This window comes from Streptomyces sp. NPDC000983 (genome assembly GCF_040299205.1).
In the GTDB taxonomy this organism is placed as follows: Bacteria; Actinomycetota; Actinomycetes; order Streptomycetales; family Streptomycetaceae; genus Streptomyces.
Genome location: NZ_JBEPBM010000003.1, coordinates 58,684 through 76,979, shown reverse-complemented (window position 1 = coordinate 76,979; position 18,296 = coordinate 58,684). Strand labels below are relative to the sequence as shown.

Sequence of the window (18,296 nt, the reverse complement as noted above, 5' to 3'; positions counted from 1 at the left end):
CGTAAGGAAGGGACCTGACTCATGGGAGCCCAGCTCCGGGTCTACAAGCGTCGCATCCGATCCGTCACAGCGACCAAGAAGATCACGAAGGCGATGGAGATGATCGCCGCCTCGCGTGTCGTCAAGGCACAGCGCAAGGTGGCGGCCTCCGCGCCGTACGCGACCGAGCTCACCCGCGCGGTCACGGCGGTCGGTACCGGCTCGAACACGAAGCACCCGCTGACCACGACGGCCGAGACGGTCACGCGGTCCGCGGTGCTGCTGCTCACGAGTGACCGTGGTCTGGCCGGCGCGTTCAACTCCAACTCCATCAAGGTGGCGGAGAAGCTGACCGCGCGGCTGGAGGCCGAGGGCAAGGAGGTCGACACGTACATCGTCGGCCGCCGTGGTCTGGCCCACTACAACTTCCGCGAGCGCAAGGTCGTGGAGTCGTGGTCGGGCTTCACCGACGAGCCCTCGTACGCGGACGCCAAGCTGGTCGCGGCCCCGCTGATCGAGGCCATCGAGAAGGACACGGCCGAGGGCGGCGTGGACGAACTCCACATCGTCTTCACCGAGTTCGTCTCGATGATGACGCAGACGGCGCTCGACGACCGTCTGCTCCCGCTCAGCCTCGAAGAGGTCGCAGCGGAGGCCGCCCCCAAGGGCGAGATCCTCCCGCTGTTCGACTTCGAGCCCTCGGCGGAGGACGTCCTCGACGCCCTGCTGCCGCGCTACGTGGAGAGCCGCATCTACAACGCGCTTCTCCAGTCGGCCGCTTCCAAGCACGCCGCCACGCGGCGCGCGATGAAGTCGGCGACCGACAACGCGGGCGAGCTGATCACCACGCTCTCCCGTCTTGCCAACGCGGCCCGCCAGGCCGAAATCACCCAGGAAATCAGCGAGATCGTCGGTGGCTCCGCAGCCCTGGCCGACGCGACCGCGGGGAGTGACAGGTAATGACGACGACAGTTGAGACGGCCGCTGCCACGGGCCGCGTCGCCCGGGTCATCGGCCCGGTCGTCGACGTGGAATTCCCCGTCGACGCCATGCCCGACATCTACAACGCCCTTCACGTCGAGGTCGCCGACCCGGCCCTGGACGGCGCGATGAAGACGCTGACCCTCGAGGTCGCCCAGCACCTCGGTGACGGCCTGGTCCGCACCATCTCGATGCAGCCCACCGACGGTCTGGTCCGCCAGGCCCCGGTCACCGACACCGGTGCCTCCATCACCGTCCCCGTCGGCGACTTCACCAAGGGCAAGGTGTTCAACACCCTCGGTGAGGTGCTGAACGTCGACGAGCAGTACGAGGGCGAGCGCTGGGGCATCCACCGCAAGGCCCCGAACTTCGACGAGCTCGAGTCGAAGACCGAGATGTTCGAGACCGGCGTCAAGGTCATCGACCTTCTCACCCCGTACGTCAAGGGTGGAAAGATCGGTCTGTTCGGTGGTGCCGGCGTCGGCAAGACGGTGCTCATCCAGGAGATGATCTACCGCGTCGCCAACAACCACGACGGTGTCTCCGTGTTCGCCGGTGTCGGTGAGCGCACCCGTGAGGGCAACGACCTCATCGAGGAGATGGCCGACTCGGGCGTCATCGACAAGACCGCCCTGGTCTTCGGCCAGATGGACGAGCCCCCGGGCACCCGTCTGCGCGTGGCCCTCGCCGGTCTGACCATGGCGGAGTACTTCCGCGATGTGCAGAAGCAGGACGTGCTGTTCTTCATCGACAACATCTTCCGCTTCACGCAGGCCGGTTCCGAGGTGTCGACCCTGCTCGGCCGTATGCCCTCCGCGGTGGGCTACCAGCCGAACCTGGCCGACGAGATGGGTCTCCTCCAGGAGCGCATCACCTCGACCCGTGGTCACTCGATCACCTCGATGCAGGCGATCTACGTCCCCGCGGACGACCTGACCGACCCGGCCCCGGCCACCACCTTCGCCCACCTCGACGCGACGACGGTTCTCTCCCGTCCGATCTCCGAGAAGGGCATCTACCCGGCCGTGGACCCGCTGGACTCGACGTCCCGCATCCTCGACCCGCGGTACATCGCGGCGGACCACTACAACACCGCGATGCGCGTGAAGAACGTCCTGCAGAAGTACAAGGACCTCCAGGACATCATCGCGATCCTCGGTATCGACGAGCTCGGCGAGGAGGACAAGCTCGTCGTCCACCGTGCCCGTCGCGTGGAGCGCTTCCTGTCCCAGAACACCCACGTCGCCAAGCAGTTCACCGGCGTCGACGGGTCGGACGTCCCGCTGGACGAGTCGATCACGGCCTTCAACGCGATCTGCGACGGCGAGTACGACCACTTCCCGGAGCAGGCGTTCTTCCTGTGCGGTGGCATCGAGGACCTCAAGGCCAACGCCAAGGAGCTCGGCGTCTCCTGAACTCCCTGAGTTCACCGTGGGCCCCCGGGCCCGCGACTGAGGGGGCGGGGTCCGTCCCGCCCCCTCTTTCACGCCTACTAGACTTGTAACCAACACCCGGCACAACCGCCGGGTGGTGACCCGAGGAGCCACCCTTGGCTGCTGAGCTGCACGTCGCGCTGGTCGCGGCCGACCGTGAGGTCTGGTCCGGCCAGGCCACCCTGGTCGTCGCGCGCACCACGTCGGGCGACATCGGCGTCATGCCCGGTCACCAGCCGCTGCTCGGTGTGCTGGAGTCGGGCCCGGTGACCATCCGTACGAGTGAAGGTGGAACGGTCGTCGCCGCTGTGCACGGCGGTTTCGTCTCGTTCGCGGACAACAAGCTGTCGCTGCTGGCCGAGATCGCCGAGCTGTCGGACGAGATCGACGTCCAGCGCGCCGAGCGGGCGCTGGAGCGCGCGAAGTCGGACGCCGACGCGTCCGCCGAGCGTCGCGCCGACGTCCGGCTGCGCGCCGCGGCGTCGCACTGACCCGGGGGCGCCTCGCGGGGCCGTGAGGCACCGCGGGAAGGCCGCGCCACGCGATGATGTCACTCAGCCGCGGCTGGGACCGGAGGGATCCGGTGCCGGCCGCGGCTGAGGCAGATCTGGAAGTTTTTTCCGTTCCGTTACCTGATCCGCAGGTACCTAGGAGACGAGGAGGTCGGTGTCGATGGTCCTCGCTCTGACTGTGTGCGGAATCGTCGTGGCCCTTGTGGTGCTGGCACTGTTCGTCTTCGGGCTGCGCCGCAGGCTCATCCAGCGCTCCGGCGGCACCTTCGACTGCAGTCTGCGCTGGGACACCCCGGAGAAGACCGACACCAGCGGCAAGGGCTGGAGCTACGGCGTCGCCCGCTACAACGGCGACCGCGTCGAGTGGTACCGCGTCTTCTCCTACGCCTACCGCCCGCGCCGCACCCTGGAGCGCGCCGCGATCGAGGTCGCCGGACGCCGGCTGCCCGAGGGCGAGGAGGAGCTGGCACTGCTCTCCGACGCCGTCGTCCTCACCTGCCTCCACCGGGGCACCCGACTTGAGCTGGCCATGACGGAAGACGCGCTGACCGGATTTCTCGCGTGGCTTGAGGCAGCCCCGCCCGGTCAGCGCGTCAATGTTGCTTAGCTCTGAGCGTCAGCTCACTTCAGGCCGTTGCTGATGGCGCTCACCAGTTCACCGTTGGTGGTGTCGCCGCTGAACTCCCAGAAGAAGGCACCGCCCAGGCCCTGGTTCTTGGCCCAGCTCATCTTGGTGCCGATGGTGGCGGGGGTGTCGTAGGACCACCAGTTGTTGCCGCAGTGGGCGTAGGCCGTGCCGGCGATGGTGCCGGTCGCGGGGCAGGTGTTCTTGAGGACCTTGTAGTCCTCGATGCCGGCCTCGTAGGTGCCCGGTGCCGCTCCGGTGGCCGTGCCGCCGGGGGCGGACTGGGTGACACCGGTCCAGCCGCGGCCGTAGAAGCCGATGCCGAGCAGGAGCTTGGCGGACGGCACGCCCTTGGCCTTGAGCTTGGCGATCGCGTCGGCGGAGTTGAAGCCCGCCTGCGGGATGCCGGAGTACGAGGTGAGCGGCGAGTGCGGGGCGGTCGGGCCCTGCGCGTTGAAGGCGCCGAAGTAGTCGTACGTCATCACGTTGTACCAGTCGAGGTACTGGGCGGCGCCGCCGTAGTCGGCCGCGTCGATCTTGCCGCCGTTGGAGCCGTCGGCGGTGATCGCCGAGGTGACCAGGTAGTTCGAGCCGAACTCGGCGCGCAGGGCCTGCATCAGAGTCTTGTAGGAGGAGAAGCCGGAGGTGTCACAGGTGAGACCGCAGGCGTTCGGGTACTCCCAGTCGATGTCGATGCCGTCGAAGACATCGGCCCAGCGCGGGTCCTCCACGACGGCCTTGCAGGACTTGGCGAACGCGGCCGCGTTCTGCGCGGCCTGGCCGAAGCCGCCGGAGTAGGTCCAGCCGCCGAAGGAGTACAGCACCTTGATGTGCGGGTACTTGGCCTTCAGCTGGCGCAGCTGGTTGAAGTTGCCACGCAGCGGCTGGTCCCAGGTGTCGGCGACACCGGAGACGGACTGGTCGGCGGTGTACGCCTTGTCGTAGGCGGCGTAGGTGTCGTCGACGGTGCACTGACCGTTCTTGACGTTGCCGAACGCGTAGTTGATGTGCGTGATCTTCGAGGCGGTGCCCGAGGTCACCAGGTTCTTCACGTGGTAGTTGCGGCCGTAGACGCCCCACTCGGTGAAGTAGCCGAGGTTGATCTTCGACCCGGGCTGGGGGTCGGTGGAGCCGCCGGTGGTGCGGACCGCGCGGGCGCCGCTGAGCGGGCCGGTCTGGTCGGCGGTGTCCCGGGCCTGGACGGTGTAGGAGTAGTCGGTGCCGGCGGTCAGACCGGAGTCCGTGTAGCTGGTGCCCGTGACGGTGGCGACCTTGGCGCCGCCGCGCAGGACGTCGTAGTTCTTGACGCCCTTGTCGTCGGTGGCCGCGCTCCAGGACAGTTTCACCGAGGTGTTGGTGATGTCGGAGGCGGTCGGGGTGCCCGGCGCGGAGGGTGCCGCGTCACCGGGGACGCTCGGTCCGCCGTCACAACTGCCGCCGTTCAGCTTGCAGTTGGCGGGGGAGCCGGAGCCGGTGCCGTTGAAGCCGAAGGAGACGGACGCGCCGGGGGCGAGGGTGCCGTTCCAGGACTTGTTCTTGGCGGTCCAGTGGGTGCCGGAGGAGGTGACGTCGGCGTCCCAGGCGGAGGTGACGGCGGTGCCGGAGGGGAAGTCCCACTCCACGGTCCAGGAACTGAGGCTCGTGGTACCGGTGTTCTTGACGGTCCACTTGCCCTCGAAGCCGGTTCCCCAGTCCGAGGCCTTGGTGTAGGTGGCGGTGGCCTCGGTGGCCGCCTGGGCCGGGGAAGCGAGGCCGACCAGGCCGGCGAACGGGAGCAACAGGGTCGCGAACCCTGCCGCGGCTCTGTGTCTGAAGCGCATAATGCGCCTCCCTGTCTGGGTAAGGGGGTGGTAGGGCGAGCTGAGCCTTCACGCCCACGGTGCCGCGAGAATAGAAAGGTCTGGACCATAGGTCAATAGGTCCAGACCACTGCGACGAAGACTCCCCTAGATCCCCAACTCCTGCGCCAGTACCGCAGCTTGGACCCTGCTGCGCAGCTCCAGCTTCCCCAGCAACCGGCTGACGTGCGTCTTCACCGTCGCCTCCGCCATCTCCAGCCGCCGCGCGATGTCCGCGTTGGACAGCCCCTCCCCGAGGCAGGACAACACCTCGCGCTCACGCCGGGTCAGCGAGTCGAGCACCGTCGGATCGGCCCGGGACTCCCGCGCCGGCCGCGCGGCGAACTCCGCGATCAGACGCCGGGTCACGGCCGGGGCGACGACCCCCTCGCCGGCCGCGACCGTGCGCACGGCCGCCAACAGGTCGCGCGCCTCGGTGTTCTTCAGCAGGAATCCGGACGCCCCCGCCCTGAGCGCCCCGAACACGTACTCGTCCAGGTCGAAGGTGGTCAGCACCAGCACGTCCGCCAGCCCCTCCGCGACCACCGCCCGGGTGGCCGACACCCCGTCGAGTCGCGGCATCTGTATGTCCATCAGCACCAGGTCCGGCCGCAGCTCCCGGGCCAGCGCCACCGCCCGCTCGCCGTCCGCGGCCTCACCGACCACCTCGATGTCGGGCGCGCTGCGCAGGATCAGGACCAGTCCGGCCCGTACGGCGGACTGGTCCTCGGCGACGAGGACACGGATCATGCGAGGTCTCCTTGCGGGGCGTCGGTCACCGGAAGCGCGGCGCGCACCACCCACATCCTGCCGTTCGCCGACTCCTCGGCCGCCGCCTCGAAGCGGCCCCCGAGCAGTGCGGCCCGCTCCCGCATCCCGACCAGACCGGCCCCGGAGCCGGGCGCGCGCGGCCCCTCGCGGTCGCCGTGGGGACTGGTCACCAGGATGTCGAGGACCCCGTCGCGCTGGGCGAGGGTGACGGCGACCCGGCCGGGGGAGGCGTGCTTGAGCGCGTTGGTCAGGGACTCCTGGACGATCCGGTAGGCGGCGAGTTCCACGGGGGCGGGCAGCTTGTCGTGCGTGGCGTCGAGGGTGACGTCGAGGCCGTTGGTGCGGGCACCCTCCACGAGGGCCCCGAGCCCGTCGAGCGTGGGCGCGGCCGCCGGTTCCAGATCGCCGCCGGCGTCCCGCAGGATGCCGATCAGCCGACGCATCTCCGCGAGCCCCGCGACGCTGTTCTCACGGATCACCTTCAGCGCGTCCCGGGAGGTCGCCGGCTCGTCCAGGGAGAGCGCGGCGGTGGAGTGGATGGCGATCGCGGAGAGGTGGTTGGCGACCATGTCGTGCAGCTCGCGCGCCATCCGGGCGCGCTCCGCCGTCACCGCCTGGGCCCGGTCCAGTTCGGCGAGCAGAGCGGTCTGCTCGGCGTGCAGCCGGGCGGTGTCGGCGGCGTCGCGGTGACTGCGCACGATCCAGCCCGTGGCGGCGGGAGTGAAGGCGACGATGCCGATGCCCACACCGATCAGCAGCGCCTCCGGCTCCCGCCACACCGCGAGCGGCACCACCGCGCCGAGCACCGTCATCATCCCGGTGATCCACGGCACCCGGCGGGCGGTGGCGGGCGGCCCGTACACCACGGCCGCGTAGACCAGGTCGGTGTACATCACGATCGTCGCCAGATTGCCCTGGGTGACACCGTCCGCGGTCAGCGCGAGGGTGCCGACCAGCAGGCCGGTGCGGGGGTGGCTGCGGCGCAGCAGCTCGCAGCAGGCCATGACCGTCAGCGGCACCAGGACGGGCCAGCGGCCCTCCCACAGCACCAGCGGGTCGTCCGCGCCACGGGTGCCGAGCCCGACACCCCAGACGAGCAGCCCGCCGAGCAGCCCGGCGAGCGCGATCCACGCGTCGTGGCGGTGCGGGCGGGGGAGCGGTACGGCCATGGACCCATCCAACACGGCGCGCGGCCCCGTCGCCTGATGCCGGGGAAGGGTCCCGGACTGCATCTTTCGATGTACCCGCGGTTCGTCACCGCCGACGACGAAAGCCGCGCCCGGCGCCGGGAGCCTGGAAGGGTGATGGAGAGGAGCGAGCCGTGATCGTCGGACTGATCGTCGCCTGTGAGGTCGGCTTCTGGGTACTGCTGGCCGCCGGACTGACCTTCCGCTACCTGCTGCGGATGCCGCGCACCGGACTGGCGCTGCTGCTGTGCGAGCCGTTGCTGGAGGTCGTGCTGCTGGTCGCCACCGCCGTCGACCTCAAGAACGGCGCCGACCCGAGCTGGAAGCACGGGCTGGCCGCCGTGTACATCGGCTACACCGTCGGGCACGGGCACCGCACCGTGAAGTGGCTCGACGGCCACGCCGCCCACCGCTTCGGCGGCGCCCCGCCGCCCGTCGGCCCGCCCCGCTACGGCATGGCCCGCGCCCGCCACGAGGGCAGGGTCTGGCTGGGCAGCGTCACCGCCGCCGCGGTCGCCGGCGGCCTGCTGCTGGTCGCCATGTGGTACGTCGACGACCCGGACCGCACGGGGTCCCTGCAGAGCTGGATGCACCTCGCCTGGCGGGCGGCCGGCATCCACGGCCTGGTCGCCCTGACCTACGCGATCTGGCCGAAGAAGGCGCCCGCCTCAGCGCTCCCCGCCCGGGACCCACAGGACGTCGCCGACCGCGCCGTTGGCCGTGCGCGCCAGGATGAACAGCAGGTCCGATAGCCGGTTGAGGTAGGTCGCGGTGAGGTCGTTCATCACCTCGCCGTGCACCTCCATCGCGGCCCACGTCGACCGCTCGGCCCGCCGCACGACCGTGCACGCCTGGTGCAGCAGGGCCGCGCCCGGGGTGCCGCCGGGCAGGATGAACGACCGCAGCTTCTCCAGCCGCTCGTTGAAGCGGTCGCAGTCCGCCTCCAGCTTGTCGATGTAGAACTGCTCGACCCGCAGCGGTGGGAACTCGGGCTCCGCCACCACCGGCGTCGACAGGTCCGCGCCTACGTCGAACAGGTCGTTCTGCACCCGGGTGAGGACCTTGACGACCTCCTCGTCCAGCCCGCCCAGCGCGATCGCCGTACCGATCACGGCGTTGGCCTCATTGGTGTCGGCATAGGCCGAGATCCGCAGATCGGTCTTGGCGACCCGGCTCATGTCGCCCAGCGCGGTGGTGCCCTTGTCGCCGGTCCTGGTGTAGATACGCGTCAGATTGACCATGCCGCCAGCCTAGTTACGCACCCGCGCTCCGGAACGTGGCCGTGCCCACAGTCCCGACGGCGACCGCATGGCCGATCCGATGAGCGGGTAGACGGTCGACTGGGCCGTCCGGGCGGGAGCCCGTGTGATGTCCGTCAGATGAGACGTGACTCGCGTTACTAACCGGTCACACAGCGCCTCACGGGCGCTAGTGTCCGCCGGAGAGGCCCCCGTGCTGGAGCTCGCTCGCGCGAGGGCATTCCCACCGTAAACAGCGTGTATTGGGGAGTCGCACAGTGGCACGGAAGCTTGCCGTCATCGGCGCCGGCTTGATGGGTTCCGGGATCGCCCAGGTCTCCGCTCAGGCGGGCTGGGACGTCGTCCTGCGCGACGTCACCGACGACGCGCTCAAGCGCGGCACGGACGGCATCAAGGCCTCGTACGACAAGTTCGTCGCCAAGGGCAGGATGGAGGCGCACGACGCCGACGCCGCCCTCGGCCGGATCACCACCACCACGGACCTGGACGCCGTCGCCGACGCCGACATCGTGGTCGAGGCGGTCTTCGAGAAGCTGGAGGTCAAGCACGAGATCTTCCGCGCGCTCGACAAGATCGTGCGGGACGACACCGTGCTCGCCTCCAACACCTCGGCCATTCCGATCACCAAGATCGCGGCCGTCACCGAGCGCCCCGAGCGCGTCGTCGGCGCGCACTTCTTCTCGCCGGTGCCGATGATGCAGCTGTGCGAGCTGGTGCGCGGCTACAAGACCAGCGACGAAACCCTCGCCGTCACACGGGAGTTCGCCGAGTCGGTCGGCAAGACCTGCATCGTGGTCAACCGGGACGTGGCGGGCTTCGTCACCACCCGGCTGATCTCCGCCCTCGTGGTCGAGGCCGCCAAGCTCTACGAGTCGGGCGTGGCCACCGCCGAGGACATCGACCTCGCCTGCAAGCTGGGCTTCGGCCACGCCATGGGCCCGCTGGCGACCGCGGACCTCACCGGGGTCGACATCCTGCTGCACGCCACCAGCAACATCTACACCGAGTCCCAGGACGAGAAGTTCGCTCCGCCGGAGCTGATGCGCCGGATGGTTGACGCCGGTGACATCGGCCGCAAGAGCGGGCAGGGCTTCTACAAGCACTGAACGCGGCACCGGAACCGCACAGGCCCCAGGAGTTTCACCCTCCGGGGTGAATTCGGTATCGGTTCGCTTACAGACGGCAACCTCTGGCCGGTTCCGGCCGTCAGAGGTTGCATCACCGGACACACATCGCGGAGCACGAGACGCACGCTTAGGGGAGCGCTATGCACATCAGGGGCGACCACGCCGAGCTGGTCGTCGGGGGCCGCCTCGACGTCCGCAGCGCGGCGGACGCCCGTACGGTCCTGCACTCGGCCGTCGACGACGGAGTCGGCGATCTGGTGCTGGACCTGTCCGAGCTGGACTCCTGGGACGCCACCGGGCTGGGAGTGATCATGGGTGCGCACCGGAGGGCCGGCCGCTGCGGCCGTCGCCTGGTGCTGCGCGGCGTGCCGCCGCAGATGCAGCGGCTGCTGGTGGCCACCCGGCTGCACCGGATCCTCGCCATCGAAGGCGGTATCGGGGTGGAGTCGCTGCCGCGCGTGTGACCACCCGGCACGGGAGGGGACGATGCGGCCGGACGTTCCGGTTGCGAACGGCGAGGCGCGCACAATCCTCACGAACATGTGACGTCTCGGACCACGCGGTACCCCGGACTGTCGTAGATACTGTGCGAAGGTTTAGGGTTCGGTCGCCCGCTGCGTGACAACCCTTCGAGCGGGCCCGGACCAGAAGCGACAGCGCGGTGTGCACAACGGCCGGGAGGGGCTCGGCACACGACGCTTTTGGGGGGCTTGAACCTATGGACCCGAACACCCGGGGACCCGAGGAGTACGGCCATGACGACGGCGCCGAGGCGCCGCGCCAGCGCCCGCCCAGGGACCCCCTCACACCCGACTTCGGACAGCACACGCCCGCGGTGGTCCGCACCGTGCAGCTGGTCTCGGGCGACTACCTGCTCACGGTCAACCCGGTCGACGGCAGCGAGATCGAGCCCTGCCCGCCCGGCGAACGCCCGACCCGCCCCGCCAAGCTCGCCCCGGCCGCCCGCGCCGAGGCCGACCGAGCCGCGAGGCCCCCGGTGCCGCCCGGGCCGCCCCAGCCGGAACTGCCGCTGCTGGCCCGCCAGGAAGAGCGCGAACAGCTCGTACGGCTGCTCGCCCGCGGCCGCTCGGTCCGCCTGACCGGCCCCGCCGGATCGGGCCGCACCAGCCTCCTGGACGTCGTCGCCGACGACTGCGCCGACCTCGCGCCCGACGGCGTCGTCCGGCTCAACGGCTCCCACCGCACCGCCGACGACCTGCTCCACGCCCTCCTCTACGCCGTCTACGAGGCGCCCCGGTACCGCCCGGACCGGGACGAACTGCTCGCCTGCGTCCGTGAGATCGGCGCGGTCGTCGTCCTGGACGACATCGAGTTCGGCGGCGCCGCCCTCGACGAGCTCCTCGACGCCACCCCCGAGTGCGCGTTCCTGATCGCCGCCACCCCCGACGTCCCCGCGCCGTCCGCCGACGCCGCCCTGGAGGAGGTCCCCCTCCCCGGACTGGAGCGCGCCGCGGGCCTGGACCTGCTGGAACGGGCCGTCGGCCGCGCCCTCGGCGAGGACGAGTCCAACTGGGCCGGCGACCTCTGGTTCGAGTCCGAGGGACTGCCGCTGCGCTTCGTCCAGGCCGGCGCCCTGCTGCGCCAGCGCGACCAGGTGCGCGCCGGAGCCGGCGCCGTCGACGAGTACGGCGTCTTCGAGGACGAACTCCCCACTGACCTGCCCGAGGACGCGCCCTACGACGCCGAGGACGTCGAGGAGGTGCCGCTGCCCGCGCTCGGCGAGGCGGCGGCGCCCGCCCCGCTGCTCGCCTCCCGGCTCAGCGCCTCCGCCCGCGCCACCCTGCGCATAGCCGTCGCCCTGGGCGGCGAGGTACCGCACCAGGCCCATCTGCCGGCCCTCGTCGGCGACACCCACGCGGACGCCGCCCTCGGCGAGCTGGCCGCCTGCGGACTGGTCTCCCCGGCCGGCACCCGCTACCGCCTCGCGGCGGGCGTACGGACCCAGCTGGAGGCCGCCGGGTACACGGACACCGTCGAGGCCGAAGCCCTCACCGCGGGCCGGCACTACGCCTGGTGGGCCGGACACTCCTCGGTCGGCCCGGAGCGGGTGTGCGAGCAGGCGGACGCCCTGCTCGCCGCGCTGACCGTGCTGGTCCCGGCCACCACGCCGCCCGCCGAGGACGAGGAGAGCCCGGCCGTCGCGCTCGCCCGGACCGCCGCGCCGGCGCTCGCCGCCGGACTCCACTGGAGCGCCTGGGAGCGCGCGCTGCGCTCCGGCGCCGAGGCCGCCCGGCTCGCCGGGGACGTGGGCGAACAGGCCTACTTCCACCACGAGCTCGGCATCCTGGCGATCTGCGCCGGACAGTTCGACCGGGCCCGCTCCGACCTGGAGGCCGCCATCGGCCTGCGCGGCGCCCTCGCCGACAAGCGGGGCACCGTCGCCGGCCGCCGCGCGCTGGCCCTGGTCGCCGACCGGACCGGGGACACCCCCGGCGTCGGCATCCTGGCCGCGCTCGGCGCCACCGCGGGGGAGGAGGTGCCCGACGCACGGCACGAGGAGTCGCAGTCGCCGCCCCGCGGCACACCGGTCGCGTTCCCGACGCTCCAGCAGCCCGAGGGCGACCCCGCCCTCGTCATCCACCGCACCTCGGACCAGGGCCCGTCGCGCAAGGCGCGGGGCGGCCTGAAGGGGCTCGCCAAGCGGAACCTCGTGGCGGCGGGCGCGGGCGCGCTGCTGGTCGCGGTGCTCGGCACCGTGGTCACCCTCGGGGCCACCTCCGACGGCGAACCCGACATTCCCTCCGGCCAGGTGGGCGTCAACCCGTCGGCCAGCCAGGGACTCGGCGACGACAGCCTCGGCGCGGACCGGGCGGACGACGGCGACGACGACGGCGACACCGGCACCGCGACGAGCCGCCCGACCGACCCCGGCCCGGACGGCACCCTCGGCACCTCCGACGACCCCACCCCGACCGGGACACCGGAGCCCTCGGACACCCCGAGCGGCACCGACGGCCCGGACGAGGAGCCGACGAAGTCCCCGACCAAGCCGCCGAGTTCGACGACGAAGCCGCCGTCGACCACGCGCCCGCCGTCGTCGACGCCGACCACCCCGACCGGGACCCCGACCACGCCGACGGGGACGCCGACCACGCCGACCGGGAGCCCGACCACGTCGCCGACGGGCAGCCCCGAGACCTCGGACTCGGCCGGCGGCCCCGCGGAGACCAGCAGTTCCGCGAGCGCCCCGGAGAGCCCCAGCACGTCCGCCGACGTGATCTGAGCCCCGTCCACGGCACGCGTGGGGGCCGGGTCCTCTCCCAGGACCCGGCCCCCACGCGCGCCGCCGGCTCACCGGCGGGCGGAACTCAGAACAGCCGCAGCTTGTCGTCCTCGATACCCCGCAGGGCGTCGTAGTCCAGGACCTGGCAGCCGATGCCCCGGTCCGTGGCGAGCACCCTCGCCTGCGGCTTGATCTCCTGGGCCGCGAAGATCCCGCGGACCGGCGCCAGATGGGGGTCGCGGTTGAGCAGGTCCAGATAGCGGGTCAGCTGCTCCACGCCGTCGATCTCGCCGCGGCGCTTGATCTCCACCGCGACCGTCGCGCCCTCGGCGTCCCGGCACAGGATGTCCACGGGGCCGATCGCGGTCATGTACTCGCGCCGGATCAACGTGTAGCCCTCGCCGAGCGTTTCGATGCGGTCGGCGAGGAGTTCCTGGAGGTGCGCTTCCACGCCGTCCTTGATCAGGCCGGGGTCGACGCCGAGTTCGTGCGACGAGTCGTGGAGGACCTCCTCCATCGTGATGATGAGCTTCTCGCCCGCCTTGTTGGTGACCGTCCAGACGCCGTCCTCGTCACCCGTGCCCTCCTTCAACGAGCACGGCGGGGACATCCAGTTCAGGGGCTTGTAGGCCCGGTCGTCCGCGTGGATGGACACACTGCCGTCCGCCTTGACCAGGATCAGACGGGGAGCTGACGGAAGGTGGGCGGTGAGCCGGCCCGCGTAGTCCACGGAGCATCGGGCGATGACGAGACGCATGGTCGGCAACGCTACTCGACGGGCCGGGGTGCACGCGATTCGCCCACCCGACTCCCGCCGCCGGCCCCGGCCGGGGCCCGGAGGGCCGCCCACTTTATTCCGTAAGGGACCTGTTCGGTTGTGGCCGATTGTGGGCCTACCGGGACTTGTCCATGTACGCATTCTTCTGGTGCCGTCACGCCCTGTTGCCTACCGTAGTAAACGTGAGGTCGCGACGCGTGCACGCAGAGTGTTCGAGTCGTGAACTCCCGTCCCTGTCCGGCAACCCCTGTTCTTCGGGGGTGCGAGAGGAGAACCCATGTCGCTCGACGTCTCACCGGCCCTACTGGAACAGGCCGAGCGAGGCGAGGTCGACGAAGCCGCCTTCGTCGACTGCGTCCGGACCTCCCTGCCCTACGCGTGGGAGATGATCAGCTCCCTGGTGGCCCAGCTGAAGGTCGACGGCGGAGACTTCGCCGACAACCAGACGCCCCCGCCGGACGAGCAGGCGCGTGGCCAGCTGCTGCGCGCGCTGGCCAGTGACGCGATTCGCGGCGCGCTGCAACGGCACTTCGGTGTGCGTCTGGCCTTCCAGAACTGCCACCGGGTGGCGGTGTTCCCGCCTGACTCCTCGGTCGACGAGACGCTCGCCCGCTTCACCTCGGTGCGCAACCAACTGCTGAACCAGTCCCCGGAGTTCCGGGACTGCTGAACCGCGATCGAGCCCTTGCTTGCCGCTCCGTACGCGGGAGGTGCATGGAGTACCGGGGCGGCAAGCGTCCGGCGGGGTGGGGCCGTTCACCCGAGGTGGGGGAGTACCTCGGCGCCCAGGCGCCGTACGTTCTCCTCGGTGGCCGCGAGGTCGCCGGAGCCCTCCACCAGCAGGGCGAAGCGGGTGATGCCGGTCCGTTCGCTGGTCGCGGCCAGCCGGTCGGCGCACAGCCGCGGGGTGCCCACCGGGTGCAGTCCGCAGAGGAGTTCGGTGTAGGCCACCGGATCCCGCATCGCCCGGTGGCGGCCGTCGACCGTCACATGGGCCTGGAGGCCCTGCCTCAGCCAGCCCGGCATCGCCTTCAGCAGCGTCTCCGCCGCGTCCGTGCGCCGGTCGGCGATCTGGCAGACGCCGGCCGAGACATGGGCCGCAGCCCGGATCTCGTCCGGCGTCCGGCCGGCCGCACGCGCGTGCTCCCGCCACAGCGCGACCATCTCCGCCTTCTCCTCGTCGCCCACGTGCATCCCGAGCAGCATGGGCAGCCCGCGCTCGGCGGCCGCCCGAACGCTCCGGGGCGAGGTGCAGGCGAGCACCACCTCGGGCCCGGGAGCCCCCGACAGCGCCTCCGACGGGCGTGGCACGACGGGCACCTCACGGAACGAGAAGCGCTCGCCGGAGGCCGCCACCGAGGGCTCGCGCAGCCAGCGCAGCAGCAGATCGAGTGATTCCGGGAACCCGCTCTCGTAGGCCGCCAGACCCGAGCCGAAGACCTCCAGGTCGACCCAGGGGCCGCCGCGGCCGACGCCCAGCGAGAAGCGCCCGCCGCTCGTCAGGTGCAGCAGCGCGGCCTGTTCGCCGAGGGCGACCGGGTGGACGGTGGGCAGTACGCTGACCGCGGTGCCGACCCGGATCCGGCGGGTGCGGCCCAGCAGCAGGGCCGCCAGGGTGATCGCCGAGGGGCAGGTGCCGTAGGGCACGAAGTGGTGCTCGGCCAGCCAGACCGAGTCCAGACCGGCCTCCTCGGAGACCTCGGCGGAGCGGACCGCCCGGTGCAGCGCCTCCCCCTGGCCCTGTCCAGGGAACTGGGCCGCCAACACGAAACTTCCAACGCGCATTGCTCTTTCCTGCTTCCTTGGCCCCGACGCGGAGCTCCCCCACCCGGCATAACCGTCTGACACGTGCCGAGGACACGGCCTGTCGGAGGGATTTGCGGATTGTCTGCAGAATGCGCCGCCTTGGCAGGGGACTTGGGGTGATTGGTGGCCTACGCGTACCCCTGTCCGCGCCGCGTAGGCTGGACACGGCCCCTGCTTCCTGTATAGCCCCGTGAGGTGTCCCGTGTCCCCGCGTCGCAACCGACCCAAGGCCGGCGGTGCGTCGTCCTCGTCCGGCCAGGGCCCCGAGGACGACCGCCCCGGGCGCTACGGCGGCTGGCAGTCCTCGGAGGACTGGCAGGGCGAGGAGTGGAACGTACGGCAGGTGGCGGGCGCCAGCGCGCAGGGCAAGTCCTACCGCTGCCCCGGCTGCGACCAGCAGATCCCCGACGGCGTCCCGCATGTGGTGGCCTGGCCCGCGCACTCCGGGGTCGACGACCGGCGGCACTGGCACAAGTCCTGCTGGAACGCGAAGGACCGCCGCACCACCCGGGTGCAGCGGTCCCGCAACGCGCCGAAGTTCTGACGGTCACACGTCGCGCTTCTCCAGCAGTGCGAACGCGCCGGCGAACGCGGCCGCCGTCACCCCGAGCATGATCCACAGCGGGTCCCAGCCGGACGGGCCGGTCTCGGTGAGGGACTGCGAGTAGAAGACGCTGAGCTGGTTGGGGATGGAGTACTCGAACAGGCCCTGGCGCAGGTCCTCCAGGGACTCCGAGAACATGAACAGGGCGATCACCAGCGGCGCCAGCAGCAGACCGATCATGATCGTGATGGCGCCGGCGGAGTGCCGGATGATCGAGCCGACGACCAGCGACAGCAGGCCCAGCAGCGCGATGTAGAGCGAGACGCCGAGGGTGCCCTTCAGCCACTCCGAGCCGGACGGCTCCCGGGCGTCGCCCAGCATCGAGACGTCCATCAGCGCGACCAGCCCGGACGAGACCAGCGTCACCGTGAAGGCCACCGCGAAGAAGACCAGGCCCTTGGCGGCCAGCACCCGGCCGCGCGAGGGGCAGGCGGTCATCGTGGTGCGGATCATGCCGGTGCCGTACTCCGAGGCCGTGGTCAGCACGCCCAGCGTCATGATGCACATGATGCCGAGCAGCAGGCCGAAGAAGCCGAAGGACAGCGGGTTCTCACCGGTGAGGTCGCCCTCGGTGGTGTTCGCCGCCACCAGCGCGGCGGTCGACAGACCGATGCCGATCACGAGGACGACGAACACGCCGAGCGTCCACATCGTCGAGCGCACCGACCGGATCTTGGTCCACTCCGAGGCGAGCGCGTGCCCGAGGTGGGTCCGCCTGACCGGGATCGGCGAGGTGTAGCCGGGGTACGGGCTGCCGGGCGCCGCCTGCCAGTTCGGTGCGGCGGTCTGCGGCATCGGGGGCTGCGGGGTGCTCATCGGGCGTCCTCGGGCTTGGTCGTGTCGACGGCGGGGGCCGCGGTGGGCGCCTGGGGCGGTGCCTGGGCGGGCGCGGGCTGCGCGTAGGGGTTCGGGGCCGCGGCGGGCGCCGGCGGGGCGCCGTAGGGGCCCTGGGGCTGCGGCTGCGCGGGCGCGCCCTGCGGCATGGCCTGCGGCGCGCCCTGCGGCATCGCGAACGGCTGACCGCCCTGCTGGGGCGGCGGCGGGGCGTACCAGCCAGGCTGGCCCTGGCCCGGGACCGGCATCGGCGGCTGCGCGCCGGGCGGCACCGGCTGCTGGAGCCCGGCCTTCTGGTCGGTCGTCGAGCGGTAGTCGACGGCGCCCTGCGTCATCCGCATGTACGCCTCCTCCAGCGAGGCCTGGTGCGGCGACAGCTCCCACAGCCGTACGTCCGTCTCGTGCGCGATGTCGCTGATCCGGGGCAGTGCCAGCCCCGTCACCCGCAGCGCGCCGTCCTGCTCGGACAGCACATGGCCGCCCGCCTCGGCCAGCGCCGAGGAGAGCTTCTCGCGCAGCTGCGGCTCGGTGTCGGGCGTCCGCACCCGGGCGAAGCCGGCCGAGTTCGCCGCGATGAAGTTCTGCACGCTCATGTCGGCGAGGAGCTGGCCGCGGCCGATGACGATCAGATGGTCGGCGGTCAGCGCCATCTCGCTCATCAGGTGCGAGGAGACGAAGACCGTACGGCCCTCGGCGGCGAGCGACTTCATCAGGTTGCGCACCCAGAGGATGCCCTCGGGGTCGAGGCCGTTGACCGGCTCGTCGAAGAGCAGCACCTGCGGGTCGCCGAGCAGCGCGGCGGCGATGCCCAGGCGCTGGCCCATACCGAGCGAGAACCCCTTGGAGCGCTTGCGCGCCACGTCCTGGAGGCCCACGACACCGAGCACCTCGTCGACCCGGCGGGCCGGGATGCCCGACAGCTGCGCCAGGCTGAGCAGGTGGCTGCGGGCCGCCCGGCCGCCGTGCACGGCCTTGGCGTCCAGCAGGGCGCCGACCTGGCGCGGGGCGTTGGGCAGCTTGCGGTAGGGGTAGCCGCCGATCGTCACCCGCCCCGAGGTGGGGTTGTCCAGGCCGAGGATCATGCGCATCGTCGTCGACTTGCCGGACCCGTTGGGCCCGAGGAAGCCGGTGACGGCACCGGGCCGCACCTGGAAGGAAAGGTTGTACACAGCGGTCTTGTCGCCGTAGCGCTTCGTCAGGCCGACTGCCTCGATCATGCTCCGCACCCATCGCAAGGTTCAGGACAGCGGGGCACACGCCCCCGTAAGGGTTAGGAGGATATCCGGGCGCTGACGGTTCCGTTCAAGACCGGGCAAAA

The 18,296-nt window shown here is 71.2% G+C and carries 18 protein-coding genes; 10 read left to right on the top strand and 8 right to left on the bottom strand.

The features are described from left to right. Nucleotides 1–21 precede the first annotated feature (21 nt). The 4 genes from ABT296_RS04350 (at nt 22) to ABT296_RS04335 (ending at nt 3,512) form a co-directional block, all read left to right on the top strand. Nucleotides 22–939 (top strand): F0F1 ATP synthase subunit gamma, encoded by a 918-nt coding sequence (locus tag ABT296_RS04350; RefSeq protein ID WP_351923061.1) that lies wholly within the window; start codon nt 22–24, stop codon nt 937–939. Then, nucleotides 939–2,375: a F0F1 ATP synthase subunit beta gene (gene atpD, locus ABT296_RS04345; RefSeq protein WP_351923059.1), complete on the top strand. Its 1,437-nt coding sequence runs from the start codon at nt 939–941 to the stop codon at nt 2,373–2,375. The genes ABT296_RS04350 and atpD overlap by 1 nt, the downstream gene beginning before the upstream one ends. 134 nt (nt 2,376–2,509) lie before the next feature. Further along, a complete protein-coding gene (locus tag ABT296_RS04340; protein WP_351923057.1) occupies nt 2,510–2,884 on the top strand; it encodes a F0F1 ATP synthase subunit epsilon in 375 nt (124 codons plus the stop codon). Between the two features lie 181 nt (nt 2,885–3,065). After that, complete coding sequence (locus ABT296_RS04335; RefSeq protein WP_351923054.1) at nt 3,066–3,512, top strand: DUF2550 domain-containing protein; 447 nt, start codon at nt 3,066–3,068, stop codon at nt 3,510–3,512. Between the two features lie 14 nt (nt 3,513–3,526). Here the strand turns inward: ABT296_RS04335 and ABT296_RS04330 are convergent, their stop codons facing one another. The 3 genes from ABT296_RS04330 to ABT296_RS04320 form a co-directional block, all read right to left on the bottom strand. Further along, on the bottom strand, nt 3,527–5,350 hold the full coding sequence (locus ABT296_RS04330; protein ID WP_351923052.1) for a glycosyl hydrolase family 18 protein: 1,824 nt from the start codon (nt 5,348–5,350) through the stop codon (nt 3,527–3,529). 126 nt (nt 5,351–5,476) lie between these two features. Beyond that, nucleotides 5,477–6,118, bottom strand: coding sequence for a response regulator (locus ABT296_RS04325; protein ID WP_351923050.1), 642 nt, complete (start codon nt 6,116–6,118; stop codon nt 5,477–5,479). Next, a complete protein-coding gene (locus ABT296_RS04320; protein ID WP_351923048.1) occupies nt 6,115–7,308 on the bottom strand; it encodes a sensor histidine kinase in 1,194 nt (397 codons plus the stop codon). The genes ABT296_RS04325 and ABT296_RS04320 overlap by 4 nt, the downstream gene beginning before the upstream one ends. Nucleotides 7,309–7,460: 152 nt before the next feature. Between ABT296_RS04320 and ABT296_RS04315 the strand changes: the two genes are divergently transcribed. Then, the gene (locus ABT296_RS04315; RefSeq protein ID WP_351923046.1) at nt 7,461–8,078 is read left to right on the top strand and encodes a hypothetical protein; all 618 of its coding nucleotides are present in this window, start codon (nt 7,461–7,463) and stop codon (nt 8,076–8,078) included. On the opposite strand, the gene ABT296_RS04310 is transcribed toward ABT296_RS04315, so the two are convergent. Then, nucleotides 7,995–8,567: a cob(I)yrinic acid a,c-diamide adenosyltransferase gene (locus ABT296_RS04310; RefSeq protein ID WP_351923044.1), complete on the bottom strand. Its 573-nt coding sequence runs from the start codon at nt 8,565–8,567 to the stop codon at nt 7,995–7,997. The genes ABT296_RS04315 and ABT296_RS04310 overlap by 84 nt on opposite strands. A 275-nt stretch (nt 8,568–8,842) precedes the next feature. On the opposite strand from ABT296_RS04310, the gene ABT296_RS04305 reads away from it, so the two are divergent. From ABT296_RS04305 to ABT296_RS04295, 3 genes are all read left to right on the top strand, one after another. Further along, nucleotides 8,843–9,691, top strand: a complete 849-nt coding sequence (locus ABT296_RS04305; RefSeq protein WP_351923042.1) for a 3-hydroxyacyl-CoA dehydrogenase family protein — start codon at nt 8,843–8,845, stop codon at nt 9,689–9,691. Between the two features lie 161 nt (nt 9,692–9,852). Continuing rightward, nucleotides 9,853–10,176, top strand: coding sequence for an STAS domain-containing protein (locus ABT296_RS04300; protein WP_186284954.1), 324 nt, complete (start codon nt 9,853–9,855; stop codon nt 10,174–10,176). A gap of 254 nt (nt 10,177–10,430) precedes the next feature. Continuing rightward, entirely contained in the window at nt 10,431–12,956 is a 2,526-nt protein-coding gene (locus ABT296_RS04295) for an ATP-binding protein (protein ID WP_351923039.1), read from the top strand. Between the two features lie 85 nt (nt 12,957–13,041). On the opposite strand, the gene nucS is transcribed toward ABT296_RS04295, so the two are convergent. Then, entirely contained in the window at nt 13,042–13,713 is a 672-nt protein-coding gene (gene nucS, locus ABT296_RS04290; protein WP_351923037.1) for an endonuclease NucS, read from the bottom strand. 298 nt (nt 13,714–14,011) lie between these two features. Here nucS and ABT296_RS04285 point away from each other — a divergent pair, with 298 nt between their 5' ends. Next, nucleotides 14,012–14,404, top strand: a complete 393-nt coding sequence (locus tag ABT296_RS04285; RefSeq protein ID WP_351923035.1) for an SCO5389 family protein — start codon at nt 14,012–14,014, stop codon at nt 14,402–14,404. Nucleotides 14,405–14,490: 86 nt separating this feature from the next. Here the strand turns inward: ABT296_RS04285 and ABT296_RS04280 are convergent, their stop codons facing one another. Then, nucleotides 14,491–15,519 (bottom strand): LLM class flavin-dependent oxidoreductase, encoded by a 1,029-nt coding sequence (locus ABT296_RS04280; RefSeq protein WP_351923032.1) that lies wholly within the window; start codon nt 15,517–15,519, stop codon nt 14,491–14,493. A gap of 223 nt (nt 15,520–15,742) precedes the next feature. Between ABT296_RS04280 and ABT296_RS04275 the strand changes: the two genes are divergently transcribed. Further along, nucleotides 15,743–16,084, top strand: coding sequence for an Rv1322 family protein (locus tag ABT296_RS04275; protein ID WP_351923030.1), 342 nt, complete (start codon nt 15,743–15,745; stop codon nt 16,082–16,084). Nucleotides 16,085–16,087: 3 nt separating this feature from the next. On the opposite strand, the gene ABT296_RS04270 is transcribed toward ABT296_RS04275, so the two are convergent. Together ABT296_RS04270 and ABT296_RS04265 are read right to left on the bottom strand one after the other, a co-directional pair. Further along, the gene (locus ABT296_RS04270; protein WP_351923028.1) at nt 16,088–16,960 is read right to left on the bottom strand and encodes an ABC transporter permease; all 873 of its coding nucleotides are present in this window, start codon (nt 16,958–16,960) and stop codon (nt 16,088–16,090) included. Next, nucleotides 16,957–18,195: an ABC transporter ATP-binding protein gene (locus tag ABT296_RS04265; RefSeq protein WP_351923026.1), complete on the bottom strand. Its 1,239-nt coding sequence runs from the start codon at nt 18,193–18,195 to the stop codon at nt 16,957–16,959. The genes ABT296_RS04270 and ABT296_RS04265 overlap by 4 nt, the downstream gene beginning before the upstream one ends. Nucleotides 18,196–18,296 lie beyond the last annotated feature (101 nt).